Below are 21,135 nucleotides of genomic sequence, written 5' to 3'. Positions count from 1 at the left end.
GACCCTCAAGGTCAAAGTCTTTCTCCCGGTATCGAATGGCGCGGACTGAATTCGCCCCAAGAATTAACATTGGAACAATATGAAATGAAAGAGGGTCCCATGCGCGACGATCCGCCCGAATTTGCCCCGGAGGCTTCAAATCGGCGAGGCTTCGAGGTAATGTGCGCAAGTACAACCCGGCGAGCCCTTTGATGAATTCTGCTTCCCTCGCGCTCGCGGAGCGCGCCGCGCCGCGCTACACGAGCTACCCCACCGCGCCGCATTTTTCGCCGCAGATCGGCGACGAGCAGACCCGTTGCTGGCTCGGCGAACTGCCTGAGAACGCTACGCTCTCGCTGTATTTCCACGTTCCGTTCTGCGCCGAGATCTGCGCCTACTGCGGGTGTCACACCAAGGCCCTGCGCCAGGACGCGCCGCTGACCGTCTATAAGGAGACCCTGCTGCGCGAGATCGAGCTCGTCGCCGGCGCGACCAGGGCGAGGCGGGTCGTCAGCATCCATTGGGGCGGAGGCACGCCGGGCATGCTCGGTCCGGCTCGCTTTGCCGAAATCGCCGAATGCGTCGGTCGTCATTTCGAGATCGGCCCCCATACCGAACACGCGATAGAACTCGATCCCCGCCTGTTGGACGCTCGGTTCGTCGAGGCGCTGGCGCGGGTGGGCGTCAATCGCGCCAGCCTCGGCGTTCAGGATTTCAACAGCCATGTCCAGGAGGCCGCCGGGCGGGTGCAGCCCTATGAGACGGTGGCGCAGGCGGTCGCTCTCTTGCGGGAGGGCGGCATAACCAGCCTGAATTTCGATCTGATGTACGGATTGCCGCGCCAGACGCAGGAGGACGTCGCGCACACCGCGAGTCTCGCCGCCGGATTGGGCCCCGCGCGCCTTGCGGTGTTCGGCTACGCCCATGTGCCCTGGTTCAAGACCCACCAGAAGCTGATAGACGAGGCGGCGCTCGCCGGAGCCGCCGAGCGTCTCGCCCAGGCCGAGACGGCGAGGGCCGCGCTGGAAGCCCAGGGCTTCGAGGCGATCGGCCTCGACCACTTCGCTCTTCCGGGCGATCCTCTCGCGCAGGCCGCGCGAGAGGGCAGGATGCGGCGCAATTTCCAGGGCTATACGACCGACGCCGCCGATGCGCTGCTGCCTTTCGGCGTCTCCTCGATAGGCCGGCTGCCCCAGGGTTTCATCGGCAACGCCGCCGACAACGCCGGTTGGCGCAGGGCGATCGAGGCGGGGCGCTTCGCGACTGCCCGCGGATTGGCTTTCACGCAGGAGGACATCGCGCGCGGAGAGGTCATCGAACGCCTGATGTGCGACTTCACGATCGACTACGGCGACCTCGCGCTCAGGCACGGTTTCGACCCCGACGCCTTCGACGCGGCGGCGTCCGAACTCGCCGAGCTGGAGCGGCAGGGGCTGTTGCAGCTGGACGGCCGGCGCGTGGCCATGAAGCCCGCCGGCAGGCCCTTCGTGCGGCTGGCCGCGGCCGCCTTCGACGCCTATCTGGCGAAGGGCGCCGCACGCCACTCCGCTGCGGTGTAAGGGGGGCTCGTGACTGCGCTCACGCTTTTCCTCGCCAAGCTGATCGGCGCCCTGCTGGCGACCCTGGCGGCGGCGATGGTCGCGCGCGCGAAGGAAATGGCGGAGATCGCGCAGCGCGCGGTCGCCGACCCTATGATCGTGATGTTCAGCGGGGTCCTGCGCACGGGCTTCGGCCTCGCGATCGTCATCGGGCACGACATATGGAGCGGCGGCGCGCTTCCCGTGGCGGTGACGCTGTTCGGCTGGGCGCTTTATCTCAGCGGACTGCTGCTTCTCTTCGCGTCGCAGGAGAGGCTTCAGCGCATTCTGGACGCCATGGGGCTGCAGCGGAACATGACCGCTTACGCCGCGGGGATAGGTTTGCTCGGCCTTTATTATCTCGCGGCTGGATTGGTCGGCTGATTATCTGGCGCTTTCCGATCGGACGGTATCGGCCGATCAAGGGCGCCGCCAGATCAAACCCCTGAACCGATTTCCCTTGAATAAATCCGCCGGGATTCCTTTGCAATTGCCCCGGCTAAAAAGCTTATGCCCTATGTTTATACTTTTTCTATCGACTTTCACGACTCACGCGGTTGCCCGATCCATAGAAGTTCAGACAAGTTTTTGATCGTTCTGCGCGATTTTTGCGCAAGCGTTGCAGTTATGCAACGGGTGAAAGAATTCCGTCATATTGAAATCATTTACGCTTGCGAGGCGGCGGTTCTGTATTAGTAATTGAGTTACATAACGAACCGCATTTTCTGCTTCGCCTTCCGCCGAATCACCCGGAGAAGCCAGCCGACAGGCCGAACGGTATTTCCCGCGAGGGAATATCGCCAGCCTTAGCAGACGTGCGTCCAGAAAGCGGTCTTTTGGGAACTGGGGGCGAGAATGAATAAAACACGGGCCGGACGGTATCGCCGCGTAGCATGGCGGACTTTATATATAGCGCTGGCGGGCGGAGCCGCCGGAACGGCCTTGGCGGCCGATCCGTCGGTGACTTCCCCCGCTCCAGCCCCGGCCCCCGAGGCGGCCCCGCAAAAGGCGCCGCCCGTGCCGTTGGCTGTGTTCGGAGACAATCTGCCCGCTCCCGGCAAGCTGGTGATCTCCGTCATTCCGACCTTCTTCGACAACGCCCATGTGCAGGTCGGGACCAACAATGTCACGCCCCAGCAGGTGGTCACGTTCAACCGCTGGTACTGGAATCCCTCGACGCTTCTGACCGTTGTTCCGCAGGAACAGTTCGGCAAGATGCAAACCGTCACTCTCGCCTATGGCCTGATGAAGGACTGGTCGGTGGTCCTCACCGCGGGCACGATCCAAAGGCTTTCATACCTCAATGTCTTCGGCACCGGTCCGGGCTTCGGAGCGGGCAACATCATCCAGCGCGGGACCAGCAATCCGGGCACGGACACGATCGCAGACGTCTCGGCGTCGCTGGTCTGGCGCGCCTACGAGGATCCGATCCATCGCGTCAAAGTCAATCTCGGCATGGCCTTCCCCACCGGCAGCAATCACAATATCGGCGGGGCGGTGATGCAGACCACCGGGACCTACGCCATAAACGAGGCCTTCTACGGCATGCAGCCGGGAACCGGCACTTTCGACGTCTTGCCCGGCATTCTCTATGGCGGCCATCTGGACGCCTGGTCCTGGGGCCTTTCCTATCGCGCGCGTCTGGGCCTCGGTATGAATCCCGAAGGCTACAGGTGGGGCAATTACCAGGAATTCAACGGCTGGTTCGGCTACACCTGGATACCCGGCGTAACGACGACCTTCCGTACCAATTTCAATATTCAGAGCCAGATATCCGGCGCCGACTGGTGGCTGTTCGGAAAGCTGCCGAGCGCCAATCCGCTCTGGTATGGCGGCAAGCGCATCGAGGTTTACGGCGGCATCGACATCGACGGCAAGCTGTTCGGCCTTCCCGGCCTCTCGGTCGGCTTCGAGGGCGGCGTTCCGGTCTATCAGAACCTGAACGGGCCGCAGCTCGCCAAGAACTGGATGGCCGGCATGGCGCTGCGCTGGAGAGTCGGCGAGGAGGAGGAAGAGCACAGGACCGAGGTCGCCGGCATCTTCAAGGGGCCGAAAACCGCCCCGGACGCGCCGCCGCGCTCGCCCTGGACCGGCGCCCATGTCGGCGTGAGCGCAGGCTTTACGACGTCCGCGGACAACAATTCCGACTTCATTTACGGCGGTTCCGGCGGCTATGCCGCGCTCTACGGATCCGGAGGACTGCCGTCCAATGTGTCGCTGAACAGCCGCGGCTTCATCGGCGGCGTGCAGTTCGGTTACGATCGGGTGTTCTGCGACAAATATCTCGCCGGCATCGAGGCGGATCTGTCGGGAATTACTTCCGGCGCCGCCAATTGGGCGGCCTGGTCCGGGAATCCCTTGACCTATACCCAGGCGGGCCGCAACGTGCCTTATCTCGGCACGGCGCGCGGCCGGGCGGGCTATCTCGTGACGCCTGCGATCCTCGCCTATGCGACGGGCGGTCTCGCCTGGGGCGAAACCGACCTCCGCGCGACCTATTTCAGCCCCAGCCTCAGGCCGGTGCTCTACCAGGGGGGCAGCTGGCTCGGCTATGACGACATGCGTCTCGGCTGGACGGCGGGCGCCGGCGTCGAATGGCTGGTGCTTCCGAGAGTGAGCGTCAAGGGCGAATATCTTTATTACGACCTCGGCACGGCCAATACGGCCAATGTCGGCGCTCTTTATTACGCCAACAAATCCGGACTCTCGGGCGTCATGCATACGGGCACGTTCGACGGGCATGTGTTCCGTCTCGGGGTGAATTACCACTTCAACGGCGCTTCCGCGGAGCCTGTCGTCGCCAAATATTGATCGACGCGCCGGCGCCGGCGCGAATGAGGAAGCCCGGCGCTGCGCCGGGCTTATCTGCTGACAAAGTCGCGACAACGCCCCTCGTGCTTCGAGACGCCTGCTTTGCGGCTCTCCGGCATGAGGGGCTTTTTTTCTTTTGTCGGCTGCTCATTGGAATTCTGGTTGATCTCTGTGTCTTGAGCCCCGCCCGACGCCTCATCGAGAGGCGCTTTTGCAGAACGCGAAAAGCCTCGAAGGATGTTCCAGGCGACGAGGCGGCCAGCCGCCCTTCGAGACGCCCGCCAGAGCGCATTCCACCAAAGTTGACAACTTTCCGGCGCGATTTCCGATCGCTCGAACGATCCTGGGGCGTCCTGTTGGGCGCCCGTCAATGACGGGCTACGCCGAGCGGTACGCGCGTTAGCGGGCTCAGGGCGAGGGGACCGTTTTCTCGATGTGGCTGCTCCCGAGCAGATCGGCCGGAAACCGCATCAGGCCTCATCTCGGCAGGTGGACTTGGCTCGCATCTCGAAAGACGAGGCCGTTCTCAGAGGTTTGCAAATAAACTGAGCCCGGCGCTGAGGCGGGGGCTTTTTTGTGCGCCGACGGGAAGGGCGACGGGGTGCGATTTCCCGCAAAAAAAACCCGGAGCCGAATTCGGCCCCGGGCGGATTTGAGAAGAAGTAGGCCTTTTGATGCGGGAAAGCCCGCAGGCCGTCAGAGGTTCAGCGACCGGTTCACGGTGGGGATGAAGATCGCGAAAAGGAAGATGATGAAGCCGACCCAAGCGGCGACCCATCCGAGCTCGTTCACCTTATGCAACGCCATTGTTTTTCCTCCCAATGTGATCTCGCGACTCAGAGCGCATGTTCTTGCGATGCGCGCCGGCGATCGCGACATCCATTCCAGAATGAGATTGCAAACAATAGTCTAAACACATGCGGCGAAGTGTCGCGAAGCAATGTATGTAATAATAAGATGCAATGGCGCCTAATAATTAGACGCTATAAATCCCAGATGCCGTCGGGGTGTCTCCTAATTACGCGCATCAATGTATAATAATATTCTGCACGTGAGACATATAATACATGCATTGCTACACATTGTCGCGCTAGCAACTGTATTATTTGTTGGATTAAACGAAAATCGCTTGATAGCTTCCGGCCACAACCTACGCCGATCAGGCTGTACTTCGATCTGGGCGTGCGGGCGTCATGTAATGGCGTCGGCGGGCAAATGATCGTGGGTTGCGTCGTTTTCGCCTGAAGCGGAGTCCGGGGAAGCGCTGGCTCAACCGGGGCCCTCGAAACGAGAACGAAACGGAGGCGTCCGACAAACGCCGGGAGCACTAGAGGAGGAAATCAAATGAGTTTGGCCACCGAAAAAGCGGCCGCCGGGCAGCGGGCCGAGGTTGACTCGATCGTCAACTTCAAACCCGCCTACATCGCCATGTTCTGCCTTGGCATGTTCTACGTCGGCATTCGCATCTATGAGCAGTATTTCGGCTGGAAAGCGGGTCTCGACTCCTTCGCGCCGGAATTTCAGACCTACTGGCTCAACATCATGTGGACCGAGCTGCCGCTCGAGTTCATCTCGTTCTGCGCCATCGGCGGCTATCTCTGGAAGACCCGCGATCGCAACATCGAGGCCGTCACGCCGCGCGAAGAAATGCGCCGCCTGATCACCCTCGTGGGCTGGCTCCTGGTTTACGCCTTCACGGTGTATTGGGGCGCGAGCTATTTCACCGAGCAGGACGGCACCTGGCATCAGACCGTCATTCGTGACACGGACTTCACGCCGAGCCACATCCTCGAGTTCTACCTCAGCTATCCGATCTACATCATCGCCGGCTGGGGCGCCTTCATGTATGCGCGCACCCGCATCCCGATGTTCGCCAAGAACATCTCGGTTGCGTTCCTGCTGTTCTTCGCCGGTCCGTTCATGATTTTCCCGAACGTCGGCCTGAACGAGTGGGGCCATACCTTCTGGTTCATGGAAGAACTGTTCACCGCTCCGCTGCACTGGGGCTTCGTGTTCTTCGGCTGGTTCGCTCTCGCCGTCTTCGGCGTGGTGCTCCAGGTGCTCGGCCGCGTGATCGAGCTCTCCAAGGAATACGAGAAGGACGTTCTCGCGCTCTGATCGTTTCGCGTGTCCTCCGATCGGACATAATCGTCAGATCGACAGGAAATCGCGCCAGATCACAAGGGTGGAGCGCATTCACATCGCGAAGGCATAACGACTTTTGCGACAGTGCGCTCCAGTCGAAGAGAACATCGGTTCCGGGGAGTGCTTCTCCCAGGGCGTTCCTCCGAACCGATAGGGGAAGCAGCTGCGGCTTCGGCTCCAGCCCTCACGAACGAGCGGCGGCTGCTTCCCGGCCAATCCAACGATACGCGACGCAGGTTTTTTGGGTTTTCGCGATTCCACGCGAGAGCACGGGAGGTCTGCGTCCTGAAAATCAAACATCCGGGCTCAGCTCGGGAGGCAAATAAGGGAGAGCTAAAAGATGTCACTATCTACCGAGGCAGGCGCGCCGGCAGGCAAAGCCTGGAAATCAAAAGAGGAATTTCTCGGTTGCGTCATTCTGACCGACTGGATCCTCCTCTTCATCCTGTTCCTGGTCCTGCTGGGCTCCTACCACATTCATTACATGCTGCTGGCGGGCGACTGGGATTTCTGGATCGACTTCAAGGACCGCCGTATGTGGCCGACCGTGGCGCCTATCGTCGCCATGTGCTTCGCCGCCGCCGCGCAGTCCTTCTTCTGGACCAAGTTCCGGCTGCCCTTCGGCGCCACTGTCGTCGTTCTGGCGCTGCTGGTCGGTGAATGGATCAACCGCTACGACAACTTCTGGGGCTGGACCTTCTTCCCGATCAGCCTGGTGTTCCCGTCCGCTCTGATCCCGATGGCCTTCTGGCTCGACATCGTGCTCCTGCTTTCGGGCAGCTGGCTGGTGACCGCGCTGGTCGGTTCGATGGGCTGGGGTCTGCTGTTCTATCCGAACAACTGGCCGGTTCTCGCCCAGTATCATCAGGCCGCCGAGGTCAACGGCGTTCTGCTGACGCTCGCCGATCTGATCGGCTTCGAATATGTCCGCACCGGCACGCCCGAATACATCCGCATGATCGAGCGCGGCACGCTGCGCACCTTCGGCAAGGACGTCGTGCCTGTCGCGGCCTTCTTCTCCGGCTTCGTGTCCATGCTGGTCTACTTCCTGTGGTGGAAGATCGGCAAATGGTTCGCCCGGACCGACTATCTCGCCAACGACGAGATCTAAGGCGCTCTGCTTCAGACCAAAACAAACAAAGCCGGAGCCGATTGCGGGCTCCGGCGGCGAAAACAGCAAAGCTCTAAGGGAGACAATTAAAATGGCACTATCTATCGGCGAAATCTTCGCCAAATTCATGGGGGCGCGTTCCGTGCGCGCCATTACCCTGGGTTTGGCGGCGGCGATTGCGGCGACGACCCTGCCGGTCACGCCCGCCAGCGCCCACGGCGAGCGCTCGCAGCAGGCGTTCCTCCGCATGCGCACGCTGAACTGGTATGACGTCAAGTGGTCGAAGACGACCCTCAACGTCAATGAAGAGATGGAGCTCACCGGCAAGGTTCACGTCTTCTCGGGCTGGCCGCAGGCCGTCGCGAAGCCGGAGGAAGCCTTCCTCAACGTCGGCGAGCCGGGTCCGGTTCTCGTCCGCAAGGCCTCCTGGGTCGGCGGCGTCCCCACCCCGCGCACCTTCTCGCTCGAAGTCGGCAAGGACTACGAGTACAGGATCCTGCTGAAGGCGCGTCGCCAGGGCCGCTTCCACGTCCATGTTCAGATCAACGTCAAGGACGGCGGCCCGATCGTCGGTCCTGGCCAGTGGGTCGAGATCAAGGGCGACATGAAGGACTTCACCAACCCGGTGACGCTCCTCGACGGTTCGACCGTGGACATCGAAACCTACGGCATCACCTGGACGATGACCTACCACTTCATTTGGATGGCCGCCGCGGCTGCCTGGATCATCTATTGGTTCATGCAGAAGGGCATCATCGCTCGCGGTTGGCAGGTCGCCGCCGGCAAGGGCAATGAGATCATCACCCCGGCTGACAAGCGCTTCGGCGGCATCTGGCTGGCGGTTTCGATGCTCGCCCTGCTGTTCTTCTACGCCAAGGCGAACTCGGAATTCCCGCGCACCCTGCCGATGCAGGCCGGTCTGCTGAAAGGCATCGGTCCGATCGACGAGCCGGCTTCCGTTGTTTCCGCTCGCTTCGGCGGCGGCAGCTACAAGGTCCCGGGACGTGAGCTGAGCATCAACCTCAAGATCACCAACCGTGGCAACGAGCCGCTGAAGATCGGCGAATTCACCACCGCCGGCCTGCGCTTCCTGAACCCGGAAGTGTTCACCACCCGTCCTGAGTTCCCGGAATATCTGATGGCTGACCGTGGTCTGTCGGTGAACGATCCCACCCCGATCGCCCCCGGCGAAACCCGTGATGTGGTCGTGGTCGTTCAGGATGCCCGCTTCGACATCGAGCGTCTGTCCGACCTCGCCTACGACACCGACAGCCAGTTCGGCGGTCTGCTGTTCCTGTTCTCGCCGTCGGGCAAGCGCGAAAAGGTCGAAATCGGCGGCCCGGTGATCCCGCGCTTCCAGGCCGGCGCTTCGCTCTAAGCGTCGCGAGACCCAAGACATGGGAGCAAGCTTACGAGCTTGCTCCATCTACCGACCAGCTTGCCTTCGTATCTACTCACGCATTTCTCTTCGCGTGGTGTCGCTAGACTTGCCCGTCCGCACTCCGGACGGGCCTTTTTTTTGGGAGCCGCGCTCCGCTCCCTTACCCTGCCGCGCTCCGCTCCGCTGGCCCGATGTGCGACCGGCGAGCGACCCGAATTTCCATCTTCCGGCCCGCAGTCGATGTCGCCGGTTTACGCGTTTTTTCCCGAGCGCCCGTCGACATTGCGGAAAAGAACCTTCACGAAAATGCCGCAACCCGGATACTAGACTTGCTCTCGCTTCCGGCGCAGTCGCCGCTGTGAGGCCGCCGTTCGGCGCTTCGCCCATCGCAGCTTCGATCATCGGCGCTCGGCGGCGAGGCGACAGGGAGGCCGCGATGTACTGGTGGAGCGCTGTCGGCGACTATTATTGGAGCTATTACAGAGACGCCTGCGAGCGCTCTCTCCTCTATCTCGATGTCCTGCGCAGGCGCGGCGAGGATTATCGCGAGCAGAGCGCCAAGGCGGCGCCGCATGTGCTGAGCTTCGATTTCGTGGTTCTGGTCGACGGTCGAATGCTGCCGAGACCGGTCAATTACGGCCTTCTCCGCATCATTCCGCCTCCAGAGGTAGAGACCGATCCCGGCAAGCGTCCCTTCATCGTGTTCGATCCCAGGGCGGGGCATGGCCCGGGGATCGGAGGGATGAAACACGACAGCGAAATCGGCGTCGCCCTCGGCGCCGGCCACCCCTGTTACTTTGTGGGTTTTCTGCCGCAGCCCGTCGCCGGACAGACGATCGAGGACGTCTGCCGCGCCGAGGCCTATTTCGTGCGTTTCGTCGCCGACCGCCACAGGGAGGCGGACGGCAAGCCGGCGCTGATCGGCAATTGCCAGGCTGGATGGCAGATACTGATGATGGCGGCGATGGAGCCCGAACTCGCAGGGCCCATCCTCGTCGCCGGAACGCCGCTGTCCTACTGGGCCGGCGTGCGGGGCATATATCCGATGCGCTATCTCGGCGGGCTGCTCGGCGGCGGCTGGCTCACCTGGTTGATGGGGGATATCGGAAACGGGATTTTCGACGGCGCCTGGCTGATTTCGAATTTCGAGTCCAACAACCCCGCCAACACTCTCTGGAAAAAGCCCTACAACGTCTACGCCAATGTCGACACGGAGGCGAAGCGCTTTCTGGACTTCGAAAAATGGTGGGGCAATCCCATTCTGCTCGACGCCGGAGAAATGCGGTTCATCGTCGATGAATTATTCATCGGCAATCGCCTCGCGGCCGCAAAGATCGCAACGCACGACGGCGAACGCATCGATCTGCGCAAGGTCAAATCGCCGATCATCGTCTTTTGCTCCTTCGGCGACGACATCACGCCGCCACAGCAGGCGCTCGACTGGATTCTCGACCTATATGAAGACGTGGACGCCATCGTCGCGAATGGCCAGACGATCATCTACTCGCTGCACCAAAACATCGGGCATCTCGGAATATTCGTCTCGGCCAGGGTAGCGACCAAGGAGCACGCCGAATTCGTCTTCAACATCGATCTCGTCGACGTCATGCCGAGCGGGCTTTACGAGATCATCCTGACGAGGGCCGATGGAGCCGAGGCGAATCCCCAACTGATCTCCGGAGACTATATCGCGAAGCTCGAACCGCGGACGCTCGACGACATCCGCGCCCTCGGCGGCAATGACGCTGCCGACGAGCGACGTTTTGAAACCGCGGCGCGGGTCTCGGAAATCAACCGCGAACTTTATCGCGCATTTCTTCAGCCCTGGGTGAAAGCGCTGGTCGATCCGGCCATGGCCGAATTTCTGCGGCAATTGCATCCCAATCGGGTGATGTTTCGCGTCTTTTCCGATAGCAACCCGCTCATGGCGCCGGTGGCGAAGGCGGCCGAGACGATCCGGGGCGACCGTCATCCCGTTGAAGCCGTCAATCCTTTTCTGGCGCTGGAAAAGATGGCGTCGACCTCGATCGTCGTGAATCTGGAGATATTCGCCAAGGCGCGCGAGGCCGTCACGGAGGCGATATTCCTCGACGTCTATGGTTCTCCGTTGCTGCAGGCCGTCGTCGGAGTCGGTTCCTCTCAACCGAGAGCGGCGCGAGCGTCGCGCGGCGACATAGATCTGGAAGCCGCCCACGCGCAGGCGCTGGCCGATATGACCCGCGGCGGCTTCATCGAAGCCGGAATGCGCGCCCTGCTTTATGTTCTGGCGAGCGGCGGCGCCGACGAACGCCAGTTCAACGCCCTGGAGGCGCTGCGCAACGCAGTCCCCGAAGCCGCGCGTCCTCCCTTATCGAAGATCAGGGAAATCATTCGCAGGCAGGCCGAGCTGCTGCGCGCGGACGAGACGAAAGCCGTCGCCGCCATCGCTGAAATCCTGCCCGAGGACTCCGGCCGTCGCGCCGAGATTTTATCGGCGATCTATCGGGTGGTTTCCGGGGATGGCGAGCCCGACGCAGGGGAGATGGAGAAGTTTCGGGAAATAAGCCGCTTGTTTTTGGGGAAGGCTTCGCCTGCGGAGCTTCACGATCGTCAAGAGGCTTGATGGGAAACGCCTGCTCCCCGCCCGCGAGCGCCCCCCAAACCGGAAGCGCGGTAGGCGCCCTTCGCCTTGTTGCGCCGAAGGCCGCAATGTCGGGGATAGGGAGAGCTTGCGGGGAAATCTGCCGGTTCTGCAGATCCCGTCGACGCCTGTTCAGCGGAGTGATCCGCCTGTTCCCGCGCCGACTCGCGCTATTGAGTTAGATGGTGCCCAAGAGAGGACTCGAACCTCCACGGCTTTCACCACTGGTACCTGAAACCAGCGCGTCTACCAATTCCGCCACCTGGGCCTTGAGGCGCTTTCTAAGGGGCGGGACTCCCCCTGTCAATCGCGAAATCGCTTTTATTGACGCATTCCCTTCCGGGGCAAAACGCGCTAAGCGCATACCGCAAAGGTCGAGGAGGCGTTTGCGGCCGCAAAGCCCCGGGCGAAAGAGCTCGGCGCGATGTCCTGCGGCCCGCGCGATTCCTGCGGCGGCGAGCGCGCCAGCGCCGCAAGTCATGCCGGCGACGTTCGATGCGCCGAGGGAACACTGGTCAAAGCGAAGAGGCGGACGATGAACACGGAGCGCGTGGGGACTGGGCGATTGGTGACGGTTTTCGGCGGCTCGGGATTTGTCGGCCGTCATGTCGTGCGCGCTCTGGCGCTGCAGGGCTGGCGCGTGCGCGTCGCCTGCCGTCGTCCCGACCTCGCGTTTCACCTGCAGCCGCTCGGCGGGCCGGGCCAGATCGCCATGGTCCAGGCCAATGTTCGCAATCCCGAATCGCTCGCCGCCGCGCTGCGCGGGGCCGAGGCCGCGGTCAATCTGGTCGGCATCCTGGCCGAAGGCGGCAAGCAGAGCTTTTCCGCCGTTCAGGCCCGGGGCGCCCGCGCCGTCGCCGAGGCCTGCAAGAACGCCGGCATAAGCAATCTGGTTCACATCTCCGCCATCGGGGCGGACCCGCATTCCGCTTCGGCCTATGCCCGCGCCAAGGCCGAGGGCGAGGCCGCCGTGCTCCAGACCGTGCCCGAGGCGGTGATTCTGCGCCCGTCGGTCATTTTCGGACCGGAAGACGATTTCTTCAACCGCTTCGGGACCATGGCGCGGTTCTTCCCCGCCGTGCCGGTGGTCGGCGCCGCGACCCGGTTCCAGCCGGTCTATGTCGGCGACGTCGCGCGCACGGTCGCTCTGGCTCTCTCGGGCCAGACCAAAAAGGGCGCGATCTACGAACTCGGCGGGCCGGAGGTGAAGAGCTTCGAATCGCTGGTGGAATATGTGCTCGCCGTCACCGAGCGCGACCGCAGGGTCGCGAAGCTCTCATTTTCGACCGGCAAGCTTGTCGCAGCGATCAGCAGCCTCCTCACCGGCCTGTCGCTGGGCCTGTATCCCAAGCTTTTGCGCATGACCGGGGATCAGGTCGAGCTGCTCAAGTATGACAATATCGTCTCCAACGAGGCGAAGGCCGAGGGCCGCACGCTGGAAGGCCTCGGCATCACGCCCGAGACCATCGAGGCCATCGCCCCGACCTATCTCTATCGCTATCGCAAGACCGGCCAGTATCAGGACCAGCGCTCGTAATTTCGGGCGCCGCCGGTGTCATCGCGAGCCGCAGGCGCAGCGATCCAGAGTCGCGTCAGCACCCTAGATCGCCACGTCGCTGCGCTCCGCGATGACGGCGCAATGCCGATTATCCGCCTGAAGCGCTCGGATTGCGCTCAAGGCTCCGAAAGCTCCGGCGAGAGCTTCTTGTGGATGCGCACCATGAAGGCGGTAGCGAACATCGGGGTCAGGAGATTGAGCCCCGGCGTCGCCACAAAGCCCGCGATCAGCAGACCGGCCAGAAAGATCCGCGGCATATAGTGCTGGCGCATGTCGTCGGCCTCGGCGGCGCTGCGGAAGCGCGTCGCGGCGAAGGCGAAATATTCCCGGCCGAACAGATAGGCGTTGGCCAGAAAAAACGCCACGGCGTTGATTCCCGGCACGAGAAGCAGCAGCAGCGCGACGAAATTGACCGCCGCCGACACCAGCGCGAATCGCAGCGTCATGCCGATCGCGGCGCTTGCGGGCACAGGCCTGCCGATCCGCCCCATGGGATAGATTTCCTGCTCCACATGGGCGGCGAGATCGTCGATGAAAAATCCCGTGACCAGGATCGAAACCGGCCCGATCAGGAAGGCGAGAAAGATCACCAGTCCCGCGCCCGTGGCGAAGGTCAGGATGCTGTGCAGCAGCGGGTGATCGACCGCCACCAGGGAGAGGGCGAGCTTGTCGAGCCCGGCCCAGGCGAGCGCAAGCAGCAGCAGCGTGAGGCCTAGGCTTTTATAGAGCACCGAGCGGAACGGCGGGGTCAGAATCTGATGCAGGGCGGCGAGCGCGGCTTCGAACATCGGTTGGTCCAGTTCAGTTGCGATGGCAAGGACATGGCGCCGCAGCGCAGCAAGCGCAAGCGGGCGGCGTTTGACCCGGAAATGGCTCGATCGTAGCCTTACGAATTCCAAGCGAAGCGAGGCTTCTCATGAACAAACCGATCATCGGCGCCTTTGTTTGCGCGCTTATGGCGCTGCTGTGCGTTTCTCCTGCGCTGGCGGAAAAATCGCCGCGCGAGATGGTGGTGGAGATCTACCGGCTGGCGGCGGGGCCGAAGGGCGATTACTCGGCCGCCTCGCCGCTTCAGCAGCGCGGCGTTCGCGCCGAGTTCACCCCGTCGCTGCGCAAGGCCATGGAGGCGATGGAGCGGCGCTCCAAAAAGCTCAACGAGCCCATTCTCGATTTCGATCCCATCACCAATTCGCAGGATCCGAGCGTCATCGACCTGAAGATCGAAACCGAGAAAGAAGAGGCGAAGGACGCGACCGTCGCGGCGAGCTTCAAGCAGGAACAGGCCGCCAAGACTCGGACGACGGTCCGTTACCTGTTCAAAAAAGAAGCCGCGGCGTGGAAGCTCGACGACATCGCCGGCGACGCCTCGGGCGAGAAATGGGATTTGAGGGAGATCATCAAGGGGGAGTGAGGGCCTTCGATTCTCGAAACGCAGCCTCGCACTCCTCCAATCTTTAGGGCGCGAATCCTTCCCCCTCGCGGGGAGGGCTGCCGCGCTTTTGGCCCTCGAACCCCCACCCGTCGCGCTTGCGCGCTCCGAGCAGGACGGCGAGGGGAAAGAGCCGGCGGCGCCGCGAGCCGCAGCGACCACAAAGGAGAATCGGCAAAACTCCCCTCAGACCAGACGAAGATGATCAGCCATGCCGCCAGAGCCATATCGGGAAAACCCGAACCTTTTGCCCCTCTGTGGGCTCCAAGCGCCGAGTGCATGCCGGGGACCGCAATCGCGCATTCACAAATTGCATGGCATCGGCCTCCGTCTGGAAGAGCCGGCGCTCGTTTAAAGATGGCGCTTCGGATCTGAGCAGGCCGTCATGATTCAATATGTCGTTGAGAATAAAAGAGAAATGTTCGTAGGTGCTTTCTAGCACGCCGACGTCGAACCCGCAGAAGTTGAAGTTCTCTTCGGAAAAGCATTGATTCTCGGATATTGCGATCAGCCTGCCGCCAAGGCATTTTTCCGCGAGCTTCTTTATGCTCTTGATTGCATCAAAAGGGGCCAAGCCCAGCTCAAGTAGAGGGTCGGTTTGCGGAACACCTGGCCAAAACTCTCCGTCGAATCCCGAATATTCTAGATCAGGTTCAGGATCGGTGGAAAATGGCCCTACGATCAGCAGGCCTTTTGGCATCTATGCGCTCCTGTCCGAAGCAGGTGTAATCGGAGCACAATAGACAGGCGGCGCCATCATCTGCAAAGCGGTTCAGCGAAGCCGTGCCTTGGGTTCTCGCCCCCCACCCGTCGCGCTTACGCGCTCCGCCCTCCCCGCGAGGGGGAGGGATGGGGCTGCATTCACGCGGCGCTAAGCTGGCGCGGCCGTAAGTCACGCGCGATCGCTGTTTCCCCGTCCTTCGAGACGCCCGCGTTGCGGGCTCCTCGGGACGAGGGGCGCACGCTTACCGCGCGAACTTCTTGTATTTCAGCCGGTGCGGGATGACCGAATCGACCCCGAGGCGGCGCTTCTTGTCTTCCTCGTAATCGGCGAAGTTTCCTTCAAACCATTCCACATGGGAGTCGCCTTCATAGGCGAGCATATGGGTGGCGACGCGGTCGAGGAAGAAGCGATCATGCGAGATCACCACGGCGCAGCCGGCGAAATCGGTCAGCGCTTCCTCCAGCGCGCGCAAGGTGTCGACGTCGAGATCGTTGGTCGGCTCGTCGAGCAGCAGAACATTGGCGCCGCTCTTGAGGATCTTGGCGAGATGCACGCGGTTGCGCTCGCCGCCCGAAAGGCTCCCCACCTTCTTTTGCTGGTCGGCTCCCTTGAAGTTGAAGTTCGAGCAATAGGCGCGGGAGTTGATCTCGCGCTTGCCGAGATAGATCACTTCATTGCCGCCGGAGATTTCCTCCCACACGGTTTTTTTGTCGTCGAGCGCGTCGCGCGACTGGTCGACATAGCCGAGCTGCACGCTGTCGCCGATGGTGATGCTGCCGCTATCGGGCTTGTCCTGTCCGGTGATCATGCGGAACAGCGTGGTCTTGCCGGCGCCGTTGGGTCCGATCACGCCGACAATGCCGCCAGGCGGCAGCTTGAAGGAGAGATCGTCGATCAGCAGCTTGTCGCCATAGCCTTTGGCGATGTGGTCGAACTCGATGACATTGTCGCCGAGGCGCTCCGCCACCGGAATGATGATCTGGGCGGTGGTCGGCGCCTTTTCGGCGCTCTTGGCCACCAATTCCTCGTAACGCTGGATGCGGGCCTTGGATTTGGCCTGACGCGCCTTCGGCGAGGCGGCGATCCATTCGCTTTCGGCGTCGAGCGCGCGCTGGCGGGCTTTTTCCTCGCTGCTCTCCTGCGAAAGGCGTTTTTGCTTCTGTTTCAGCCAGCTGGTGTAATTGCCCTCATAGGGAATGCCGCGGCCGCGATCGAGCTCCAGAATCCAGCCCGTTACATTGTCGAGGAAGTAGCGATCGTGGGTGACGATCAGAATGGCGCCCGGATAGTTGCGCAGATGGCCCTCTAACCAGTTGACGGTCTCGGCGTCGAGATGGTTCGTGGGCTCGTCGAGCAGCAGCAGCTCGGGCTGCTCCAGAAGCAGGCGGCACAGAGCGACGCGGCGGCGCTCTCCGCCCGAGAGCTTGCTCACGTCGGCGTCGTCGGGCGGGCAGCCCAGCGCATCCATGGCCTGGTCGACCTGGCTGTCGAGGTCCCACAGGTTTTGAGATTCGATCTCGTCCTGCAGCCGGGTCATTTCGTCCGCGGTCTCGTCCGAGTAATTCATGGCGAGATCGTTATAGCGGTCGAGAATGTCCTTCTTGGCTTTCACGCCCAGCATGACATTGCCGCGCACGTCCAGCGTCGGATCGAGCTGCGGCTCCTGCGGCAGATAGCCGACCCGAGCCCCTTCGGCGACGAAGCCTTCGCCGGTGAATTCCTTGTCGATGCCGGCCATGATGCGCAGCAGGGTGGATTTACCCGCGCCGTTGACGCCGAGCACGCCGATCTTGGCGTCGGGGTAGAAGGAGAGATTGACGTTCTCCAGCACCTTCTTGCCGCCGGGCCAGGTCTTGGTCAGGCCTTGCATATGGTAGACGAATTGACGCGCCATCGGATCGATCCCGCAAAAAGGAAACTCGCTGGCGCCGTGTTTAGTGCATTTCCGGGCGCCGTGGGAAGTTGTTTCCACAGCGGGAACTCACGGCGCCGGAAACTTTATTTTCCCCGCAGCACGAACCGCCGGTTCAGGCCCTGCAGCGGCCGGGCGTTGTGGGGGAATATTTTACGGAAGGCGTCGATGTCCGCCTGCGCGACCCGGACCGGAGCGGCGAATATGTTCCAGTCGACGATTTCGGAGCAGGGCGGCGTGGTCAGCGAGCCCTCATAGCGGAAGATCGGCCCTTGCGCCGGCGCCAGCGTGCGCGGGTTCAAGGGCTTGTCGAGCCGGGCCTCGCCCTGCGTCGTGGGGGCGGCTTTCATGATGCGCGAAAAGGCCGAGTTCTTGCCTCCGCCGTTCAGAAAGGCCCCGACCACGGCGAGTTTTCCATCCGCGCGGGCGTGGACGAAATGGACCTCCATCGCGGCGAGCTTCCCGTTCACGGCGTGCTCCGCGGGCGTATGAAAATGGAACTGCTTGAGTTCGTATTTTTCCTTGCCGATCCGCAGAGAACCGGCGCCCGGCCCGGCGTCGGCCTGAATGGTGTGGCCATTGTTGAGAATGGGGAAGGCCTGCGGCTTCCAGTCGATGGCGATGCGGCCGAAATCGGCGGAAATCGCGTCCTTGAGGTCGATCGGGGACTGTTCCTGGCCGACGGCGCAGACCTTGTACGCGGGATCGAGTTCGCCCCATGCGCCCGGCGTTTCATATTCCCAATGGGGCCCTTCCGCGACGGCGCCCCTGGCGCAGAGGGGACAGGCCATCAGGCCCAGGAGAAATTTGCGTCTGTGCAACATGCTGTTTCGTCCCCGTCGTCAGCCCGTTCCCGCCGCGCCGGCGGGCGAGGAACTGCTTAATAGATCGCGCCATAGACTATAGCTCAGGCGGTCTGCTTTGAAACCGGGGGCTTGGCTCTGGCCCCGACGACGGAGGCCCGGATGATCAAGAATTACACCGACCGCGCAGCCAATGAGCGCACCTTTCTGGCCTGGGTCAGGACCGGCGTCGCCGTCATTGCGCTGGGTTTCGTCATTGAGAAATTCAGCCTTTTTCTAGCGACCGTCGCGACGACCTTCGGGACCGAGCCCGGCGCGTTGCATCACCGGCTTTCCGGCGTCTTCGGGCGGCTCGGCGGGCTCGCGCTGGTCCTCGCCGGGGTGGCGCTGGTCGGCCTCTCGGTGTTGCGCTTTTTGCGCACCGAACGGCTTCTTGCGGCTCAGGAGGATATCGCGCGCGATGGAATCGAGCGCACGGAGTTCTATCTGTTGATCGTCACTCTTCTGGCCGTCGCGGCGTTCAGCGCCTATGCGGCTTTGGGATAGCGCTGAAGCTTGCGGCGCGCGCCGCGCCCGCAAAATTCTCCCCTTCCGCAACCGTCCCAAATCCTTGCCGGGGCGCAGAGCGCAGCCACATATCCTCGCGGGCTTTTAGCGCGCTTTCCGCTCGACATAGCCCGTCATGTAGGACGGGCGTCCAAAAGGACGCCCTATAGCCCGTCATGTAAGACGGGCGTCCAAAAGGACGCCCTATGATCGTTCGAGCGACAAGAAATCGCGCAAGATCAAAAGATTGGGCGCATTCTTCTCGCAAAAGTCTCTCAACTTTTGCCGAATGCGCCACTGGGGAAGGGAGCGCGTCATGAAGGTCCTGATGGTGCTTACGTCTCACGACCGGCTCGGCGACACGGGACGCAAGACCGGCTTCTGGCTGGAGGAGCTTGCGGCTCCTTACTATGTCTTCAAGGACGCCGGCGCCGAGATCACCCTCGCATCGCCAAAGGGCGGCTGTCCGCCGCTTGATCCCAAGAGCAGCGAGCCGGGCTTTCAGACCGATATCACCCGTCGGTTCGAGAAGGACGCCGACGCCAACGCCGAGCTCGCCGTCACCGCGCGGCTCGAAAGCGTCAGGCAGGAAGACTACGATACTGTCTTCTATCCCGGCGGTCATGGGCCGATGTGGGATCTCGCGGAAGACGAGTATTCGATCAAGCTGCTGGAATCCTTTCTGGCCGCCGGCAAGACCGTTGCGTTGGTCTGCCACGCTTCCGGCGCGTTGCGCCATGTCAAGACCCCCGACGGCAAGCCGCTTGTTGCGGGCAAGACCGTGACCGGCTTCACCAATGGCGAGGAAGAAGAAGTCGGCCTGACCAGGATTGTGCCTTTCTTGGTCGAGGACGAATTGATGGGCCTCGGCGCCGTTTTTTCCAAGGTCAGGAACTGGGGGGTGCATTCGGTCGCCGACGGCCGGCTGATCACGGGGCAGAATCCGGCTTCGTCGGGCCCCGCCGCGAGGCTTCTGATTGAAACGCTGAGCAAGAAGAAATAATCAAACTGGCGCATATCCCCCCGGCGACGGAGTCGTTGCGGGCTATGTCATTTCCATTAAAGGCTATTTGCTTCGCTTCGCTCGCAATGTGGATCTTCGTGCGCTGGTTTATTCAATCATTGCAGATCGAGCACCGGCGCTTCGACCGTTCGGGCTGCGCCATCCCGAAACAAAGTGAGCCGGCGCTTTTCGCCGGGTTTTCCATGCAGGGCCGCAAGCACAGCGCCTTTGGAGGCGTCCCTCAAGGAGAGATCGTCCACGGCCACAAGCTCGTCGCCGAGGGCGACGCCTTGGGGCGCAGCGGCGTCTTCGGTTTTGACCAGCCCGCCGATAAAGTAGCGCCCCTCGCGCCGCACCAGCGTGACGCCGGGGCTGTCGAGATCTTCGGCGTCGCCAGGCCCTGTGGCCCGCCAATAAGAGATTTTGTTGGGGTAGTCGATGGTGAGCTCATAGCGGGAGAAAGCGTTCTGCCCCAGCCAGCCGACCACGGGCGCGGCAGCGGATTTTTGCCAATTGTCCCAAAAAATATCGCCGAACACGCCGTCGACGAAGGCGCCCAGGGGGGTCGGCGCTGTGCCCAGCACGCCGACGTCCTTCAGTTCGATGTCGCCGATCATGATCACAGGCAGGCGGGCGAGGGTTCCGCGCTTTTCGAAATCGAAATCCAGCATGTTGTAATTCGCCGGGCCCATCGCGCCTTCGGCGCGGCGCCATTGGGGGTGAGCTTCGAGCCAGGAGGAGAGAACCGCCCCCCGCATCCAGCTGTAGCCGGAGCCCGCATCTATGACGAAGGCGTAGGCGTGCCCGTCGATCATCGCCTCGACGCTGGCGAGCCCGGTCTCGGGGTTGACGGCGATCGGCGCGGAAGGGCCCTTCGGCGGAGGGCCGTCGGGCGACGACAAGGACAAGACGCTCTTGTTGTAATCGAGGGTGAGCCGGTAATCGAGAAACAGCCGGGCAGGCAGCATCGCTTCGACCGGGTGGGGGCCGAAATTATTGGAAAAATCGGTCCCGCCGAAGCCGGCGTAGCCCTCAGTGGCCTCGCCGGGCCCCGCTTCGAGAATCTTGTCGCCGACGATAAGCCGCAGTGGCGCGCCCTCGGCCAAGCCCAGCTCGCGGTATAGGGCTTTGGTCAGGATGGGGGCCTTCATGCCCATGTTGAACCAGACCAGCGCCTTGCGGTCTTTTCCGTCCGGAGTTTTGAACGTCGCCTCCAGCAGAATGCGGCCGGCGTCGATCCGAAAGGGCAGGGCGCGCGCGGCCTTCGGGGCAGGACGACGGGGGGCTTTCGCCGCCGCGCCGGCGCCGTCGCAGGCGAGAAGCAGCGCGAGAAGGACCGCGAAGGATTTTCCAAAAGACATTTAAGACTCGCCTCGACCGAAACTCTCTTCGCGCCTCTGCCTGAGCTTTGCGACATTTCTAGCGGCGACGCGACCGGCGCCGCCCGTTGTGTTCCTGCGGCGCCAAATATATGCAATCGCCAGAGGCGCCGACGACGAGGGCGCGCATCCTTCTTTAAAAAACTTGCTCTGAGGG

Annotated in this window: 16 protein-coding genes and 1 tRNA gene; 11 read left to right on the top strand and 6 right to left on the bottom strand. The window is 62.4% G+C overall.

Features of this window, described 5'->3' with window-relative positions; translation table 11 throughout:
• Positions 1-191: 191 nt before the first annotated feature.
• The 7 genes from hemN to H2LOC_RS11615 all read left to right on the top strand — a co-directional run bounded on the left by hemN (position 192) and on the right by H2LOC_RS11615 (position 11,606).
• Positions 192-1,538, top strand: a complete 1,347-nt coding sequence (hemN, locus tag H2LOC_RS11645; RefSeq protein ID WP_154331637.1) for an oxygen-independent coproporphyrinogen III oxidase — start codon at positions 192-194, stop codon at positions 1,536-1,538.
• A gap of 9 nt (positions 1,539-1,547) precedes the next feature.
• The gene (locus H2LOC_RS11640; protein ID WP_136496546.1) at positions 1,548-1,940 is read left to right on the top strand and encodes a hypothetical protein; all 393 of its coding nucleotides are present in this window, start codon (positions 1,548-1,550) and stop codon (positions 1,938-1,940) included.
• A gap of 471 nt (positions 1,941-2,411) precedes the next feature.
• Positions 2,412-4,367, top strand: coding sequence for an outer membrane protein (locus H2LOC_RS11635; RefSeq protein WP_154331636.1), 1,956 nt, complete (start codon positions 2,412-2,414; stop codon positions 4,365-4,367).
• Positions 4,368-5,711: 1,344 nt separating this feature from the next.
• The gene (gene amoC, locus H2LOC_RS11630; protein ID WP_136496544.1) at positions 5,712-6,485 is read left to right on the top strand and encodes a bacterial ammonia monooxygenase, subunit AmoC; all 774 of its coding nucleotides are present in this window, start codon (positions 5,712-5,714) and stop codon (positions 6,483-6,485) included.
• Positions 6,486-6,852: 367 nt separating this feature from the next.
• On the top strand, positions 6,853-7,623 hold the full coding sequence (gene amoA, locus H2LOC_RS11625) for a bacterial ammonia monooxygenase, subunit AmoA (protein WP_136496543.1): 771 nt from the start codon (positions 6,853-6,855) through the stop codon (positions 7,621-7,623).
• A gap of 91 nt (positions 7,624-7,714) precedes the next feature.
• On the top strand, positions 7,715-9,001 hold the full coding sequence (amoB, locus tag H2LOC_RS11620; protein ID WP_425487297.1) for a bacterial ammonia monooxygenase, subunit AmoB: 1,287 nt from the start codon (positions 7,715-7,717) through the stop codon (positions 8,999-9,001).
• A gap of 361 nt (positions 9,002-9,362) precedes the next feature.
• On the top strand, positions 9,363-11,606 hold the full coding sequence (locus tag H2LOC_RS11615) for a DUF3141 domain-containing protein (protein ID WP_246206803.1): 2,244 nt from the start codon (positions 9,363-9,365) through the stop codon (positions 11,604-11,606).
• A 201-nt stretch (positions 11,607-11,807) separates the two neighbouring features.
• Here the strand turns inward: H2LOC_RS11615 and H2LOC_RS11610 are convergent.
• Positions 11,808-11,892: transfer RNA gene (locus H2LOC_RS11610), tRNA-Leu, on the bottom strand.
• Between the two features lie 267 nt (positions 11,893-12,159).
• Here H2LOC_RS11610 and H2LOC_RS11605 point away from each other — a divergent pair.
• Positions 12,160-13,161, top strand: a complete 1,002-nt coding sequence (locus H2LOC_RS11605; RefSeq protein ID WP_136496542.1) for a complex I NDUFA9 subunit family protein — start codon at positions 12,160-12,162, stop codon at positions 13,159-13,161.
• Between the two features lie 137 nt (positions 13,162-13,298).
• On the opposite strand, the gene H2LOC_RS11600 is transcribed toward H2LOC_RS11605, so the two are convergent.
• Complete coding sequence (locus H2LOC_RS11600; RefSeq protein ID WP_136496541.1) at positions 13,299-13,970, bottom strand: sulfate transporter family protein; 672 nt, start codon at positions 13,968-13,970, stop codon at positions 13,299-13,301.
• Between the two features lie 128 nt (positions 13,971-14,098).
• Between H2LOC_RS11600 and H2LOC_RS11595 the strand changes: the two genes are divergently transcribed.
• Positions 14,099-14,593 carry a YqhG/Tai3 family protein gene (locus H2LOC_RS11595; RefSeq protein WP_136496540.1) on the top strand — a complete coding sequence of 165 codons (495 nt, stop codon included), beginning with the start codon at positions 14,099-14,101 and terminating at the stop codon, positions 14,591-14,593.
• 223 nt (positions 14,594-14,816) lie between these two features.
• Here H2LOC_RS11595 and H2LOC_RS11590 read toward each other — a convergent pair whose 3' ends face one another.
• The 3 genes from H2LOC_RS11590 to H2LOC_RS11580 all read right to left on the bottom strand — a co-directional run bounded on the left by H2LOC_RS11590 (position 14,817) and on the right by H2LOC_RS11580 (position 18,071).
• Positions 14,817-15,311, bottom strand: coding sequence for a hypothetical protein (locus tag H2LOC_RS11590; protein ID WP_136496539.1), 495 nt, complete (start codon positions 15,309-15,311; stop codon positions 14,817-14,819).
• Positions 15,312-15,576: 265 nt separating this feature from the next.
• Complete coding sequence (gene ettA / locus H2LOC_RS11585; protein WP_136496538.1) at positions 15,577-17,229, bottom strand: energy-dependent translational throttle protein EttA; 1,653 nt, start codon at positions 17,227-17,229, stop codon at positions 15,577-15,579.
• Positions 17,230-17,333: 104 nt separating this feature from the next.
• The gene (locus H2LOC_RS11580; protein WP_136496537.1) at positions 17,334-18,071 is read right to left on the bottom strand and encodes a carbonic anhydrase; all 738 of its coding nucleotides are present in this window, start codon (positions 18,069-18,071) and stop codon (positions 17,334-17,336) included.
• A 141-nt stretch (positions 18,072-18,212) separates the two neighbouring features.
• On the opposite strand from H2LOC_RS11580, the gene H2LOC_RS11575 reads away from it, so the two are divergent.
• Positions 18,213-18,596: a YidH family protein gene (locus H2LOC_RS11575; protein WP_136496536.1), complete on the top strand. Its 384-nt coding sequence runs from the start codon at positions 18,213-18,215 to the stop codon at positions 18,594-18,596.
• A 316-nt stretch (positions 18,597-18,912) separates the two neighbouring features.
• Positions 18,913-19,599 (top strand): type 1 glutamine amidotransferase domain-containing protein, encoded by a 687-nt coding sequence (locus H2LOC_RS11570; protein WP_136496535.1) that lies wholly within the window; start codon positions 18,913-18,915, stop codon positions 19,597-19,599.
• A gap of 116 nt (positions 19,600-19,715) precedes the next feature.
• On the opposite strand, the gene H2LOC_RS11565 is transcribed toward H2LOC_RS11570, so the two are convergent.
• Positions 19,716-20,960 (bottom strand): S41 family peptidase, encoded by a 1,245-nt coding sequence (locus H2LOC_RS11565; protein WP_154331635.1) that lies wholly within the window; start codon positions 20,958-20,960, stop codon positions 19,716-19,718.
• Between the last annotated feature and the right edge of the window lie 175 nt (positions 20,961-21,135).

The organism is Methylocystis heyeri (assembly GCF_004802635.2).
In the GTDB taxonomy this organism is placed as follows: domain Bacteria; phylum Pseudomonadota; class Alphaproteobacteria; order Rhizobiales; family Beijerinckiaceae; genus Methylocystis; species Methylocystis heyeri.
This window is presented reverse-complemented; position numbering and strand designations above follow the sequence as displayed.

Excerpts from the sequence above, each read along its gene's own strand:
- hemN (WP_154331637.1), top strand. The coding sequence starts at position 192 with ATGAATTCTGCTTCCCTCGCGCTCGCGGAGCGCGCCGCGCCGCGCTAC.
- H2LOC_RS11635 (WP_154331636.1), top strand. The coding sequence starts at position 2,412 with ATGAATAAAACACGGGCCGGACGGTATCGCCGCGTAGCATGGCGGACT.
- amoC (WP_136496544.1), top strand. The coding sequence starts at position 5,712 with ATGAGTTTGGCCACCGAAAAAGCGGCCGCCGGGCAGCGGGCCGAGGTT.
- amoA (WP_136496543.1), top strand. The coding sequence starts at position 6,853 with ATGTCACTATCTACCGAGGCAGGCGCGCCGGCAGGCAAAGCCTGGAAA.
- amoB (WP_425487297.1), top strand. The coding sequence starts at position 7,715 with ATGGCACTATCTATCGGCGAAATCTTCGCCAAATTCATGGGGGCGCGT.
- H2LOC_RS11605 (WP_136496542.1), top strand. The coding sequence starts at position 12,160 with ATGAACACGGAGCGCGTGGGGACTGGGCGATTGGTGACGGTTTTCGGC.
- H2LOC_RS11600 (WP_136496541.1), bottom strand. The coding sequence starts at position 13,970 with ATGTTCGAAGCCGCGCTCGCCGCCCTGCATCAGATTCTGACCCCGCCG.
- H2LOC_RS11595 (WP_136496540.1), top strand. The coding sequence starts at position 14,099 with ATGAACAAACCGATCATCGGCGCCTTTGTTTGCGCGCTTATGGCGCTG.
- H2LOC_RS11590 (WP_136496539.1), bottom strand. The coding sequence starts at position 15,311 with ATGCCAAAAGGCCTGCTGATCGTAGGGCCATTTTCCACCGATCCTGAA.
- ettA (WP_136496538.1), bottom strand. The coding sequence starts at position 17,229 with ATGGCGCGTCAATTCGTCTACCATATGCAAGGCCTGACCAAGACCTGG.
- H2LOC_RS11580 (WP_136496537.1), bottom strand. The coding sequence starts at position 18,071 with ATGTTGCACAGACGCAAATTTCTCCTGGGCCTGATGGCCTGTCCCCTC.
- H2LOC_RS11575 (WP_136496536.1), top strand. The coding sequence starts at position 18,213 with ATGATCAAGAATTACACCGACCGCGCAGCCAATGAGCGCACCTTTCTG.
- H2LOC_RS11570 (WP_136496535.1), top strand. The coding sequence starts at position 18,913 with ATGAAGGTCCTGATGGTGCTTACGTCTCACGACCGGCTCGGCGACACG.
- H2LOC_RS11565 (WP_154331635.1), bottom strand. The coding sequence starts at position 20,960 with ATGTCTTTTGGAAAATCCTTCGCGGTCCTTCTCGCGCTGCTTCTCGCC.